This window comes from Streptomyces sp. NPDC048604 (genome assembly GCF_043199435.1).
Classification (GTDB): Bacteria; Actinomycetota; Actinomycetes; order Streptomycetales; family Streptomycetaceae; genus Streptomyces.
The window spans coordinates 55,694-68,162 of sequence record NZ_JBICVX010000025.1 but is presented as its reverse complement, the minus strand read 5'-3'; the positions used below and the strand labels follow the sequence as shown (position 1 = coordinate 68,162).

The 12,469-nt window shown below is 73.1% G+C and carries 13 protein-coding genes; 3 read left to right on the top strand and 10 right to left on the bottom strand.

Going from position 1 to position 12,469, the window contains the following annotated elements:
• Nucleotides 1–124: 124 nt before the first annotated feature.
• The gene (locus tag ACGFMM_RS34265; protein WP_393650419.1) at nucleotides 125–1,147 is read right to left on the bottom strand and encodes a hypothetical protein; all 1,023 of its coding nucleotides are present in this window, start codon (nucleotides 1,145–1,147) and stop codon (nucleotides 125–127) included.
• Between the two features lie 263 nt (nucleotides 1,148–1,410).
• On the opposite strand from ACGFMM_RS34265, the gene ACGFMM_RS34260 reads away from it, so the two are divergent.
• Nucleotides 1,411–2,559, top strand: a complete 1,149-nt coding sequence (locus ACGFMM_RS34260) for a glycosyltransferase (RefSeq protein WP_393650418.1) — start codon at nucleotides 1,411–1,413, stop codon at nucleotides 2,557–2,559.
• A 239-nt stretch (nucleotides 2,560–2,798) separates the two neighbouring features.
• Entirely contained in the window at nucleotides 2,799–3,947 is a 1,149-nt protein-coding gene (locus ACGFMM_RS34255) for a winged helix DNA-binding domain-containing protein (protein WP_393650417.1), read from the top strand.
• Between the two features lie 99 nt (nucleotides 3,948–4,046).
• Here the strand turns inward: ACGFMM_RS34255 and ACGFMM_RS34250 are convergent, their stop codons facing one another.
• Together ACGFMM_RS34250 and ACGFMM_RS34245 are read right to left on the bottom strand one after the other, a co-directional pair.
• A complete protein-coding gene (locus tag ACGFMM_RS34250; protein WP_393650416.1) occupies nucleotides 4,047–5,558 on the bottom strand; it encodes a DUF2079 domain-containing protein in 1,512 nt (503 codons plus the stop codon).
• A gap of 74 nt (nucleotides 5,559–5,632) precedes the next feature.
• The gene (locus ACGFMM_RS34245) at nucleotides 5,633–6,505 is read right to left on the bottom strand and encodes a prepilin peptidase (protein WP_393650415.1); all 873 of its coding nucleotides are present in this window, start codon (nucleotides 6,503–6,505) and stop codon (nucleotides 5,633–5,635) included.
• Nucleotides 6,506–6,615: 110 nt separating this feature from the next.
• Between ACGFMM_RS34245 and ACGFMM_RS34240 the strand changes: the two genes are divergently transcribed.
• Nucleotides 6,616–6,969, top strand: a complete 354-nt coding sequence (locus ACGFMM_RS34240) for a DUF192 domain-containing protein (RefSeq protein WP_393650414.1) — start codon at nucleotides 6,616–6,618, stop codon at nucleotides 6,967–6,969.
• A gap of 74 nt (nucleotides 6,970–7,043) precedes the next feature.
• Here ACGFMM_RS34240 and ACGFMM_RS34235 read toward each other — a convergent pair whose 3' ends face one another.
• The 7 genes from ACGFMM_RS34235 to ACGFMM_RS34205 form a co-directional block, all read right to left on the bottom strand.
• A complete protein-coding gene (locus tag ACGFMM_RS34235; RefSeq protein ID WP_393650413.1) occupies nucleotides 7,044–7,802 on the bottom strand; it encodes a hypothetical protein in 759 nt (252 codons plus the stop codon).
• Between the two features lie 82 nt (nucleotides 7,803–7,884).
• Complete coding sequence (locus ACGFMM_RS34230; protein ID WP_393650412.1) at nucleotides 7,885–9,030, bottom strand: hypothetical protein; 1,146 nt, start codon at nucleotides 9,028–9,030, stop codon at nucleotides 7,885–7,887.
• Between the two features lie 44 nt (nucleotides 9,031–9,074).
• Nucleotides 9,075–9,704 carry a hypothetical protein gene (locus ACGFMM_RS34225; RefSeq protein WP_393650411.1) on the bottom strand — a complete coding sequence of 210 codons (630 nt, stop codon included), beginning with the start codon at nucleotides 9,702–9,704 and terminating at the stop codon, nucleotides 9,075–9,077.
• 7 nt (nucleotides 9,705–9,711) lie between these two features.
• Complete coding sequence (locus tag ACGFMM_RS34220; RefSeq protein ID WP_393650410.1) at nucleotides 9,712–11,223, bottom strand: polymorphic toxin-type HINT domain-containing protein; 1,512 nt, start codon at nucleotides 11,221–11,223, stop codon at nucleotides 9,712–9,714.
• A 58-nt stretch (nucleotides 11,224–11,281) separates the two neighbouring features.
• Entirely contained in the window at nucleotides 11,282–11,701 is a 420-nt protein-coding gene (locus tag ACGFMM_RS34215; protein WP_393650409.1) for a hypothetical protein, read from the bottom strand.
• Nucleotides 11,698–12,129: a hypothetical protein gene (locus ACGFMM_RS34210; RefSeq protein ID WP_393650408.1), complete on the bottom strand. Its 432-nt coding sequence runs from the start codon at nucleotides 12,127–12,129 to the stop codon at nucleotides 11,698–11,700. Before ACGFMM_RS34210 ends, ACGFMM_RS34215 begins: the two co-directional genes overlap by 4 nt.
• 14 nt (nucleotides 12,130–12,143) lie before the next feature.
• Complete coding sequence (locus ACGFMM_RS34205; RefSeq protein ID WP_393650407.1) at nucleotides 12,144–12,416, bottom strand: hypothetical protein; 273 nt, start codon at nucleotides 12,414–12,416, stop codon at nucleotides 12,144–12,146.
• Nucleotides 12,417–12,469: the final 53 nt, after the last annotated feature.

The following is a 12,469-nucleotide window of genomic DNA, read 5'->3' as shown; positions in this document are numbered from 1 at the left end:
GGGGGGGGGGCGGGCTGCCCCCCGGCCGGGGCCCGCCCCCCCGGCGGGGGGGGGGGGGGGGGGGGGCGCCGGCCGGCCCCCCCCGCCCCTCCGGCGTGCCCGGGCCGGCTGCCGCCGGGTCAGGTCACTTCTGCGCCTTCGCGGCGTGGTTCACCGTGCCGGCGGTCTTCTGCTTGCCCAGGAACCGGGCGGCGTTGTTCAGGGCGCCGGGGTCCGGCTCCAGATGGATCCACCGGCCCCGGGGATAGTCCGGGTCCGTGGGGTCGTCGGTGACGGTGTCGCAGTTGAGCGTGTTGCCCGAACCGGGAACCGTCACGCACCGGAACTCCCACACCTCGCCCTCGACGGTGAGCGTCTCGACCGAGATCTGGTTGGCCTGCTCGGCGATGGACACGGAGCACGCGCCGTCCGGGGCGCCCTCCAGCGGGTACCAGATGAAGTCCGTGACCTCGGACTGCAGGTCCCGGATGCCGGCGAACACGGCGCCGTCGACGAGCACGCCCTTGACCTCACGGCTGGCTTCGAGCCGGTGGGCGTCGATGTCGTTGCACACGGCCGGGCCGGTGTCGCCCTGCGGACCCTGGGGGCCCTGAGGTCCTGCCGGGCCTGCGGGACCTGCGGGACCTGCCGGGCCCGCGGGCCCCTGCTGTCCGTCTTCACCCGCCGGACCCTGCGGACCCTGGGGCCCGGCCGGGCCTGCCGGGCCTGCCGGGCCTGCGGGACCTGCCGGGCCGGCCGGCCCCGGCGGGCCCGGGGGTCCCGTGTCGCCCTTCGGGCCCGGCTTCCCTTCCTTGCACTTGTCCTTGTCCTTGTCCTTGTCGACGCCGCCGGACCGCAGGTACTGCGGCATGCTCTCCGCGGCGGCGCGCAGCTCGCGGTCCACCAGCTCCCCGATCCCGTCCGGACCGCGGAGCCCCGCAGGTCCGCCCTCGGGGGGCGCCGGGTGGTGATCCTTGCAGTCGCCCCCGTTCGCGGGTTCCGCCGCGATCGTGTCCGGGGACGGTGCCGGGGGCGGGGCGACGGCGACGGCCGGGGCAGCGAGGCCCGCCATCACGAGGGTGAGCGAGGCGACGGCCCCGCCGGCGAACCAGGAACGTCGTCGGGCGAGCGGCCCCAGAGGGGACCGGGTCCTGAGCTCAGGACGCATACGTATGCTCCTTCGATAACCAGGTCGAACGATGATCGGGAAGTCCGATCGGACCTCCTCGGGGGTTATCGGATCGCGATTGCAACGTCTTGAGGCCCTGTGAGACCCATCAGCTCCCTGGCCTACGAGCCCTTCCGAATGGGCGCGTACGCGGGAGCGAACCCCGGAACGGCCCCGGCGTGCCGCATTCGGGTGGCGGGGTCCCGTTCATAGGGTCGCCCGGCCACGAGTCCTCCGGACCGGTCCGCCGGGAGTGGGTTGCCATGAAGCCGTCTGTCTGCCTGTGCATGATCGTCAAGAACGAGGCCCGCGTCATCGAGCGCTGCCTCGCCTCGGTCCGCGACCTCGTGGACACCTGGGTCATCTCCGACACCGGGTCCACCGACGGGACCCAGCGGCTGATCCGCGAGGCGCTCGCGGGCATCCCCGGCCAGCTGTACGAGGAGCCGTGGACGAACTTCGGCCACAACCGGACCCTGAACATCCGCCATGCCCGCGGCAGAGCCGACTACCTGCTGCTCCTCGACGCGGACCACGTGATCCGGCACGAGGGCCCGCTGCCCCCGCTGACCGCCGACGCGTACCTGCTGCGGCACGAGGGCGCCCTGGAGTACCGCATCAAACGCCTGGTCAGCGGCGACATCGCCTGGCGGTACGAGGGCGTCACCCACGAGTACCTGACAGCGGACGGGAGCCGGGGCCGGCAGCACACCAGCGAGCACCTCGACGCGCTCGTCATCGAGGACTTCCACGACGGCGGCTCACGGCACGACAAGTTCGAACGCGACGCCCGCCTGCTCACCGCCGAACTCGCCCGCGACCCCGCAGATACCCGCACCGTCTTCTACCTCGCCCAGACCATGCGCGATCTGGGCCGTACGGACGAGGCCGTCGAGCTGTACGAGCGCAGGGCCGCCATGGGCGGCTGGGCGGAGGAGGTCTTCTACGCGCTGCTCCAGGCCGGGATCCTCACGGCGGACGCGGGCGACTGGCCGGCGGCGACGGAGCTCCTCACCCGCGCCTGGGAGGCGCGCCCGCAGCGCCTCGAAGCGTGCTACGAACTGGCGTCCCGGCTGCGGAAGATGAAGCGCCACCACCTGGCCCACGCGATCGTCTCCGCCGTCGTCGACCGCGGGCGGCCGGACGACATCCTGTTCGTCCAGCCCTGGGTGTACCGCTGGGGTCTGCTGTTCGAGTACTCGATCACCGCGTACTGGGTCGGCGACTTCGCCGCCTCGCTCACCGCGTGCGACCGGCTGCTGGCCCTGCCCGACCTGCCCGAGGCGTACCGGCGCCAGACCCGCACCAACCGCGAGTTCGCCGTCCGGCAGCTCTCCCCGGTCCCCGGGAAAGAAAACGGGCCGGTCCGTGGGGGGGATACGGACCGGCCCGAGGGGGGGTTTCCACCATAACCCTTCCTCACTCGTGCTGCGTGCCACGCGACGCCGACGGAGTGCCGTGGAACCTCCGGAGGCCAAGCGGGACACGGGTCCTGGGGGCCCGTGGCGGGTTTACGCCCGGGCGTGGCGGCGGGTTCCGTCCCTCCCAAGGGGGACCCCCGGGTCCGGGCGCCCGGTTGACGCGGCGACGAGGCGGGAACGGAAACGGAACTAGGACGGAATCCGTCCTCGATGCCCCCTACCGTCGGGGCATGACCTCCACCGTGCACGTCACCTGGGCCGGGGCGGACACCCGGCGCATCCACCGCCAGTTCCTCGACGAGCCAGCCGACGCCGCCCCGGCCGACGTGGCGGCGGCCACGCTCGGGGCGCACGCGCAGATCCTGTCGGCGGCGGAGCTGTCGCTGGCCCTGCGCACGGCATCGGCGACCCGGGCCGAGGTGCGGGCCGCGCTCTGGGACGAGGGCTCCTTGGTGAAGACGCACGGGCCGCGCGGCACCGTGCACCTGCTGCCGGCGGCGGACCTGCCGCTGTGGACGGGCGCGCTGTCCGCCCTGCCCGCCGGGCGGAGCGGGCAGCCCGACGGCATCCGGCTGAGCGAGACGCAGACGGACGAGATCGTGGCGGCGATCGGGGACGCGCTGACGGGCGCCGAGCTCACGACGGACGAGCTGACCGAGGCGATCGTCGCGCGCACCGGGCCGTGGGCGGGCGAGCGCGTGATGGAGGCCTTCCAGGACAAGTGGCCGCGCTGGCGGCAGGCGACCATGACCGCCGCGCACCGCGGGGTGCTCTGCTACGGCGCCAACCGGGGCCGCAAGGTCACGTACACCAACCCCGAGGTGCGGCCGACGGACGGGCCGCAGGCCCTGAACACCCTGCTGGAGCGCTACCTCCGCGCGTACGGCCCGGCGACCCCGCAGCACTTCGCCACCTGGCTGGCGGCCCCGGCCGGCTGGGCCCGGGACCTGTTCGCCGCAGCGGCCGGCGAGGGCCGGATCGAAGAGGTCGCGTTCGAGGGCGGCCCGGCCTGGGTGACCGCCGGCGACACGGAGTTCCCGGCGGACCGGGCGGCCGGGGTGCGGCTGCTCCCGTACTTCGACGCCTTCGGCATCGCGTCCCAGCCCCGCGCCCGGCTCTTCCCGGGCGAGGCGTACACCCGGGCCCTGGCCGGCGGCCAGGCCGGCAACTACCCCCTCCTGCTCGTGGACGGCGAGGTCGCCGGCGTCTGGCACCAGCGCCGCACTGGCCGCCGGGTCACGGTCACGGTGGAACCGCTGAAGCCCCTGAGCCGCGCGCGCCTGCGCGAACTGGAGCAGCAGGCGACCCGGGTCGGCGAGATCCTGGAGGGCCACGCGGAACTGGTGGTGGGCCGAGTGGAGGTGGGCCCGCACGCCTAGGGCGGAGGCCGGCATACGGGCGCGGGGCTGGTGGCGTACGGGGCGGGGCCGATGGCGGACGGGCGCGGGCCGGGCTCTGGCGGAAGGAGCGCCCCCGGCCTACCCACCGCGGCGGTGCAGCAGGGTGACGCCGTCGCGGCGGGCCACCACCTCGTAGCCGTGCCGCTTCTGCGCCGCCGCGAGCTCCGCCTCCTGCTGTTCGAGCGGGTAGGGCCAGTGGCCGGGCTTGTACGGCCAGGCCTCCGGGGCCTCGGGGTCGTACACGATCCACTCCGCGGTGGGCGTCGGCAGCCGTTCGCGTTCGTACCGGTACAGCTCTCCGTCCACCGGGAACGTCGGGAACAGCACCACCGTGCACCGCGAGGTCAGCTGCGGGACCAGCCGGTTCGACGCGGCGACCGTCGCGCCGTCCGGGATCCGGTCGAGCAGCGCGCGGGCCGCCTCGATGTGCGGGGTGGTCCGCCAGGTCGCCCGCTGGGCGAGCTGCGCCAGCGGGAAGGACGGCAGCATGACGACGGTCACGGCCAGCACCGTGGCCAGGGACGCGCGGACGTTCCCCGCCGCGTCCGGCCCGCCGCGCCGCCGCCAGCGGGCGAGTACGTCGATCAGGCCCGCGAACACCACCGGCATCAGGATCGCGCTGTAGTGGAACGAGGTCCCCCAGTGGAAGCCGTTCTCCGACACCATCCGCCACGCCAGCGTCGGCCCCGCGATCAGCGCCAGCGGCGAGCGCAGCGCCAGCAGCGCGGACGGCGCGAACACCAGCACCAGCGTTATCGCCTTCACGTCCGGCCGCAGCACGTCGAGCGGCGCGTGGGCGAGCGTGGAGAGCAGCGAGCCGTACCCGTCGGCGAGGTTGCCGCCGTGCGCGTACCCGCCGCCCGAGTGGAGCGCGGGCAGCAGCAGTCCGACCTCCACCGCCGAACCGATCAGCCCGACCGCCGCCGTCACCAGGCCCAGCCGCCGCGACCCCTTCAGCGCGACGTACCCGCCGACCGCGGCCAGCGTCAGCCCCAGGTCCTCCTTGACCAGCAGCAGCGGCGCCGCCCAGGCGACCGCCGCGCGCCAGCGCCGCCGGCCGAGCGCCTCCAGGGCGACGGCGAGCAGCGGCACGGCGAGCGCCACCTCGTGGAAGTCGAACGCGGCGGCCGAGGCGATGCCCCAGCTCAGCCCGTACCCGGCGGCGACGGCATGCGCCGGACGCCGCCCCAGCACGCGCAGCGCCCAGCGGGCGAGCGGCACGACGGCGACGGCAAGCAGCGCGGACTGGGCGACCAGGAGCAGCAGCGGGGAGGACCAGAGCCGGTAGACGGGGGCGAGGACGGCGATCAGCGGATGGAAGTGGTCGCCGAGGAGGTTGAAGCCCTCGCCGCGCAACGGGACGACGGGGGCGCGCAGTTCGGCGTAAGCGCGGACGGCCTGCTCGAAGATGCCGAGGTCGTACCCGGTGGTCCGCAGCAGGGCGTGGCGGCGCACGGCGACGATGGCGTACAGCGCGAAGAGGCCGGCGGCCCAGGCCCAGGGAAGCAGGGGGGCGGGGCGGGGACGGGGCGGGCGCTCCGTCACAGAAGGGGCAGAGAGCTGCCCATGAATGTCAATGCTTGTCCGCATATGGCTGGATGCTAGGGCGGACGGCCACCGATCCCCGGGAACGCCGGGACGTCAGTGTGTGCGTACGGGGAGTCTCAGGCGGTCGCGGAGAGCGCGCCGAACAGCACGCCCAGCAGCGCGCCGCCGACCATGAACGGCCCGAACGGGATCGCGGACTTGCGGTTCGCCTTGCGCAGCAGCACGAGCCCGAGCCCGTACGCCCCGCCGAACAGGAACCCCGCGAACGCCCCGGCGAACAGGATCCCCCAGCCGTACCAGCCGAGCAGCACCCCCAGCGACAGCGCCAGCTTGACGTCGCCGAAGCCCATGCCGTTGGGGTTGATCACGAACAGCAGGAAGTACGCGGCCCCGAGCACCAGTCCGCCGAGCAGCGCGTGCGCGAAGGACCCCGCCGCACCCGGTGCCAGCGCGGCCGCCCCGAGGAGCAGCGGCGCGGCCAGCGCGAGCGGCAGCGTCAGCTGGTCGGGCAGCCGGTGGACCCGCAGGTCGACGGTGGCCAGCAGCACGGCGAACGGCGCGCACAGCAGCCAGACCGCCAGCTCGGGCCGGAACCCGGTGGCCGCGGCGAGCGCGGCGCAGGCCAGGGCGGTGACGACGGGGATGGCGGGGCCGGTCCGCAACGGCGGCACGGGCCGCGGCGCGGGGGCCGGGTCCGTCTCGGCCCCGTCCTCCTCGCGGACCTCGCCGGCGGGCGCCTCCGTACCGGCCTTCACCCCGGCGGCGACCTCCGCGTGCGCGAGCCGGCGCACCGGCACGGCCACCGCGCACACCTGGCACTTCGTCCCGCCGAGCCAGCCGCGGGCCGGGCCCATGAGCGCATGGCCCTCGGGGCACTCGCCGCGCCACGCCTCCTCCGGCTCTACGGAGAGCCGGTACGCGGCGCGCGGCACGAGCAGCCCGGTGGCGGCGCCCCACAGGGCGGCGACGGCGATCAGCGTGACGTACACGCTTCGACCCTACGGGGCGCCCCTGGCCCGGTCTTGGGCCCAGGGGCCCACTGCAGGCGGGTACGGGGCCCAAGCCGCCGCCGGCGGCCGGGGCGCTACGGTCTTCGACCATGGCGAAATGGCGCAACGGCAAGGGCACATTGACCGTCCAGGGACGGAACGAGGCGATACCGGTCGAGATCGCCGCGTCGTACGGCGCGCGCCGGCGCGGGCTGCTCGGCCGCGACGGCATCGAGGGCGCGCTGCTGATCACCCCGTGCAACAGCGTCCACACCTTCCGGATGAGGTTCGCCATCGACGTGGCCTACCTGAACCGGAAGCTGGAGGTCGTCGCCGTGAAGACGATGAAGCCGGGCCGGATGGGCCGCATCAGCCTGCGCGCCCGGCACGTCCTGGAGTCGGAGGCGGGCGCGATGGCGGCGTGGGGGGTACGGCCGGGGGCGAGGCTGACGGTGGAGGGATGAGGAGTGAGGAGTGAGGGGTGAGGGAGCGGGGCGGGGGCCGGTGAACCGCACCGGCCGTCCTCCCCCTCCCGCTCCTACTTCTTCAGCTTGGCGATCTGGGCGGTGACGACGGCCGCCGGGATCGTCGGGGTGGTGGGTCCCTCGAAGTTCGCGGTGTAGAACGTCGCGACGGTCGGGCCCTGGCGGACGACCTGGAAGACCAGCGGCACCGGCTCGCCCTCGAAGTCGGCGGTCAGCTGGTAGGTGAAGCTGTCGTCGCCGACGCGCTGCCCGGGCAGTTCCTTGACGCCCTTGTACGACGACGGGCCGGAGTCGCTGCGCGTGCTGAAGCCGCCCTTGCAGGCGGTTGCGGCGGCGCGGAGCCGGGACAGGACGGTCGCGGCGCTCGGGCCGTGGCTCGTCAGGTACTCCGAGACGGCCGGCTTGAGGTTCTTGTTGGCGCCGGTGAGCTGCCGGTAGGCGGCGGCCGAACCGGCCGGCTCGGGCTGCCCGTTGAGGACCGAGATCAACGGGGCGCACTCGGGCTTCTCGGCGATCTCGCCCTGCGGCGGCGGGGCGTCCATCGGGCCGACGTTGAAGCCGGGGACGTCGGCGGCGACGAGCATCGCCTTGTCCAGCTCGGCCTTGGTCAGCGGCGTGCCGGTCGGGGCGACGAACGGCGGCGACGGTACGGCGGGCGGGGCCGTGGCGCTCGGCGTGGGCTGCTGCTCGGCGACGCTCTTGCCCTCGTCCTTCTTCTCACCGCCGTCGCCCTCGCAGGCCGTGGTCAGCCCGAGGGTGAGCGCGGCGGCCAGTGCCGCCGTGGTGATCCGTGCGATCCGTCGTCGAGTCATGTACCGCACGTTAACAAGGCAGTTCGGGCGGGACATGGGCCCGGGGGCCCATTGTCCCGCTCGTTCCCGGGCCGCGCGGCGGCTACGGCGGTCCGGTGCCGAGCAGACTGAACGCCCCGAACGCCGCCGACCCGAGCGCGAGCACGGCGAGGACGGCGGCCCGGCCGCGTACCGGCAGCCGGACGAGGGCGACGGCGGCGGGCAGGAGCAGCCCGAAGGCCGGCATCATCAGGCGCGGCCGGGAGCCGAAGTACGCGGCGCCGATCAGCGAGATCACGACGACGGCGATCGTGTAGACGAGCAGCGGCAGCGGCTGGCGCTGCCGTACGCACAGCACGAGCACCCAGGCGACCAGGGCCAGCGCGGCACTGAGGCCGAGCGCGGCGAGCGGCGGCTGCCCGGCGATGAAACGGGCGAGCGCGACACCGCCGTCGATGCTGTTGCCCCAGGCGGCCTGGACGTCGAAGTAGGCGGTGGCGCTGCCTCGGCGGACGCCGACGTAGACGACGTACGCGAACCAGCCGAGCGGCGCGAGCAGCGCGCCGGCGGCGACGCGGACGGGCAGCCGTCGTTCGCGGACGACGACCGCGACGGCGGTGATCCCGAGCGCGGCGACGAGCGCGGCGGCGGAGGGGCGGGTGAGCCCGGCGAGGGAGCAGAGCAGGCCGGCGAGGACCCAGCGGTCGCGCAGCACGGCGTACAGGGACCAGGCGGCGAGGGCGGTGAAGAGAGTCTCGGTGTACGCCATCGACTGCACGAACGCCGTCGGGTACACCCCCCACAGCACGGCCAGCGCGATCCCGGCGGGCCGCCCGGCGACCTGCGTCCCTACGGCGTAGATCCCCCAGGCCGCGGCGAACCCGGCGACCCAGGCGACGACCAGCCCGGCGGTCGCGGCGTCGAACGGCGGCACGGCGGCGAGCCCGCGCTCCAGCAGGGGGAACAGCGGGAAGAACGCCAGGTCGGAGTGGACGGCCCCGCTCGGCAGCGTGACCTCGTACCCGTACCCGTTCTCGGCGATCCGCACGTACCAGACCGCGTCCCACCGCCCCATGAGCCGATGCAGCGCGTCCTCCCCCTGGACGGCCGCCGCCACCGCGAACACCACCATCCCGACCACCCGCACGGCGGCGTAGCCGAGGAGGGCGGGGGCGGCGGCGGAGAGCCGCGGCGGGGGCGGGGACGAGCTCGGGAGCGGGCCGGGGCGTACATCCTGGTCAGCGGACATGTGGTCGATTATGTGCCGGTCCCGTATGCGGGTCCCGCTCGGCCTCACACCAGCTGCGTCAGATCCATGTCGATGCCGAGCGGCGACGCGAGGCAGCCGGTGAAGCACTCGTGGTAGCTGCGCTCCACCAGCGACAGCGCCCTTCTCTCGGACTCACCCAGGATGTTCGCCCGGGCGTGCTCCAGATACCGGCGCGCCTCGTCGATGTCGCCGCGGCTCGCGTGGAGCCGTCCCAGGCGGGCGTTGTTGTGGACCAGCCCGGGCGCGCGCTCGACCGACTCGGACACGAGCCGGAAGGTGTACTCCTTGTCGCTGCGCTCCACGCCGTGCCATTCGTTCACGCCCACCAGCTGCAGTGCGGCGGCCGGCCAGTCCTCGGACTCGTGCGGCACCCCGAGGAGCAGCTCACGGGCCCGGTCCACGCTTGCGTCGTCCATCCGCACGTGGAGCGCGGCATGGGCGTACAGCAGCGCGGCCCGCGAGCCGACCGGGTCGCTGACGGCGACCCGGTCGACGGTCTCGGCGATCCGCTCGATGGCCTCGGCCGCGCGGTTCTCCTCGTCGAACCACTCCCGGCCGAAGACGACCTGGACGTAGTCGAGCAACCGGGCCGTGTCCCCCGTGGCGAAGGCCGCTCGTCGGATCTCCAGGGCCTCGTCGTCGGGCTCGTACATGGTGCTGCTACCTGTTTCCTGGGTGCTTGGCGGGGATGAACGCCGTGCTGATGCGAGCGATGCCATTGACCATACGCCCGCGGATCGTGACCGACTCCCCGTCGATGACCCGGGTCAGCTCGAACTCTCCCGGCTGGCCGCCGGGCTTCTGTGTCATCGGACCGTCGCCGAGACTGTCGATGATCCTCTTCAGCGCCTGCGGACGTCCGCCGGAGTTCTTCACCAGGTCCTGGAAGCCGTGGTCCTCCTTGTCGAAGACGTGGTTCAGGACCTTGTCGGTGTTGTTGGCCTCGTACGCCTTGTCCAACTGCTCGCGAGTCAGCGGCTCGCAGATGTCCTCGTTGTGGACGAGGGCGAACCGGGACCCGATGCCCACGTAGTACGTGTGCAGGTCGTTGACGGTGAGGTCGTGGGTGGTCTGCCGCTGGGTGTACCGGCTCACCGCCGTGACCTGCAGGGTCGAGCCGGAGGGCAGGCGCAGCAGGTCGCCGCGCTCGATGTCGCCGGCGTCGGCCCAGCGCCGCTCAGCGGCCAGCCAGAACGGGTGGGTGTCCGTGGCGGTGACCGTGCCGGCGGACGTCGTCAGACGGGTGAAGTCCTTGTCGTCGTGGGTGGTGATCGTCCTGCTGACGGTGCGCAGGGTCGTCAGGCCGGTGGCGGGGTCGGTGGCGAGAACCTGGTCACCCAGCCGGACGGACTCGATCGGGACGGACAGACCACCGGCGACGAGGACCCGGGTGCCGGGCAGGAAGCTGTGCCGGGCCGGACAGGTCGTCGGCTTGTCGTCCGGCTTGTCCTCGTCGGGTTTGTCCTCGTCGGGCTTGTCCTTCTTCTCCTGGTCGAGTTTCTTCTTCGCGTCGTCGAGCTTCTTCTGGGCGTCCTTGACCTTGTTCCGGTTCTTGATCAGGTCCTTGATGCCGTCGTACAGATCACCGCCGTGCTTCTTGAGCTTCTTGATCAGCTCGGCGGCCTTCTTCCACTTCCACGGAGCGCCGTACTTCGCGGCCAACTTCCCGATCGCACCACCGATGAGACTCGTGAGGATGTTGATCAGCGTCTCGGTACAGGCGCCCATGTCGCCCTTGGTGATGCAGTCGAAGGCATCCTTGATCCCGAGTTCCTCGGCCAGGATCTTCGCGAGCTCTTTCGCGGCCTCCTTGGCCTTGTCGCCCGCGTCCTTCTCCGCCTTCTCGGCGTCCTGAAGCTCCTTGACCGCCTCCTCGTAATCGATCTGCGCCTGCGACTTCGGCTTCTCACCACCGTCACCGGCCGGCTGATCGCCCCCGTCACCGTTGCCGTCGTCCGCCTGGTCGTCAGCGCCGCCACCACAGTTGTCGCCACCGGTGACCTTGCACACCGCGGTCTTGAAACTGCCGGCCAACTCCGGGCCCATGTTGGTCGCAAGCAGCGCGCCGACGATCGCCACCACGACCACGATCAGACCGACGTACTCCAACGCCCCCTGACCCGACTGCGACTTACGCAGACCGAGCAGACGACTCTTCGTGCTTGGCGTCACCGCGCGTACGCGACGCCGGACCCTGCGGAACCCCCGTGACAACGACATGGACCCGACGCTACGGACAACTCCCCCCGAAATCATGGGCCCAGAGACCCAAAGCGGCGCGACGGAGGCCCGCCGCGAGTGCGGCGGCCTGTTCGCGGAAGTGCCCCACCTGCTGCATGAAGGCGAGCTCGGACGGCACCAGGACGAGGAGCGTCATGAGCATCGAGTGGACCGCGTGCAGCTGCCCGGCCGTGACGGACACGTGCACCAAGCCGTCCGCGTCCGCCGTCCGCGCGGTCGCCGCCATGAGTCCCGGCAGCTCCGCCCCGCCCGGCCCCAGGGCGAGCTCCCGGCCCGCTCCCTCCTGGACGAGCGCGAAGAACACCTCGGCGGTGCGGCGCAGGAGGTCGGCCTGTGGGGAGGTGAGCCTGAGTCTCCACTCACCCTCGCCCTGCCCGTCCGGGTTCCGCTCCAGCCTGACCCTGCTCACGCCCCCGCCTCCGCCGCCCCGTCTCCTTCTCCGCCGCCGGCGCTCCGCTCCATCGCGCCCCGCAACGCCCAGACCAGCAGACTCGCCATCTGCCGCACGGTCTCCCGGAAGTACCCCGCCCGCTCGACGAAGTCCTGCTCCGACGCGGGATGGAACGTCGCCAGCGTGAGCAGCATCGCGTGCAGCCCCCGTACGTCCTCGAAGGTGAGCGACAGCGGCCCGGGGACCACGTCGGCGTACGCCGCGCCCGCCTGCAGCGCGCCCTCCAGCGACTCCCGGCCGCCCGGCCCCAGCACCAGCGACCGTGCGACGGGATGCTCCTCCGTCGCGAGGTACACGATCAGCCCGCGCCGCAGCAGATGGAACTGCTCCTCGCCGACGCCGAACACGAAACGGTCGTCGTCGGACGCGTCCTGCCACGCTTCCAAGGCGGGCGACGGCATCACTCCGGGTCGTCCGGCGCGCGCTCGAGGATGAGGTCGACGGTGGAATCGATCTCCTGGTCCGCCGTCAGGTGGAGATGCGCGCCGGGACGGACGCCGTCCTGGGCGAGCGTCAGCAGATGCCGCGCGAGGGAGGTCAGCCCGGCGGGGTTCGCCCGGATGAGCACCTCCGCCGAGCCGGCCACCACCTCGATCTCGAACCCGTCGTCCCAGGCGAACCGCAGCCCACGGCCGTCGGGCAGGTACTCGGGCACCTCGATCGTGCGATCCATCTCTCACCGTTCGTCGTCGTCCGTCGCCGCGGCCGGGCGCCCACACCGGCCCG

Excerpts from the sequence above, each read along its gene's own strand:
- ACGFMM_RS34265 (WP_393650419.1), bottom strand. The coding sequence starts at position 1,147 with ATGCGTCCTGAGCTCAGGACCCGGTCCCCTCTGGGGCCGCTCGCCCGA.
- ACGFMM_RS34260 (WP_393650418.1), top strand. The coding sequence starts at position 1,411 with ATGAAGCCGTCTGTCTGCCTGTGCATGATCGTCAAGAACGAGGCCCGC.
- ACGFMM_RS34255 (WP_393650417.1), top strand. The coding sequence starts at position 2,799 with ATGACCTCCACCGTGCACGTCACCTGGGCCGGGGCGGACACCCGGCGC.
- ACGFMM_RS34250 (WP_393650416.1), bottom strand. The coding sequence starts at position 5,558 with ATGCGGACAAGCATTGACATTCATGGGCAGCTCTCTGCCCCTTCTGTG.
- ACGFMM_RS34240 (WP_393650414.1), top strand. The coding sequence starts at position 6,616 with ATGGCGAAATGGCGCAACGGCAAGGGCACATTGACCGTCCAGGGACGG.
- ACGFMM_RS34235 (WP_393650413.1), bottom strand. The coding sequence starts at position 7,802 with ATGACTCGACGACGGATCGCACGGATCACCACGGCGGCACTGGCCGCC.
- ACGFMM_RS34230 (WP_393650412.1), bottom strand. The coding sequence starts at position 9,030 with ATGTCCGCTGACCAGGATGTACGCCCCGGCCCGCTCCCGAGCTCGTCC.
- ACGFMM_RS34225 (WP_393650411.1), bottom strand. The coding sequence starts at position 9,704 with ATGTACGAGCCCGACGACGAGGCCCTGGAGATCCGACGAGCGGCCTTC.
- ACGFMM_RS34205 (WP_393650407.1), bottom strand. The coding sequence starts at position 12,416 with ATGGATCGCACGATCGAGGTGCCCGAGTACCTGCCCGACGGCCGTGGG.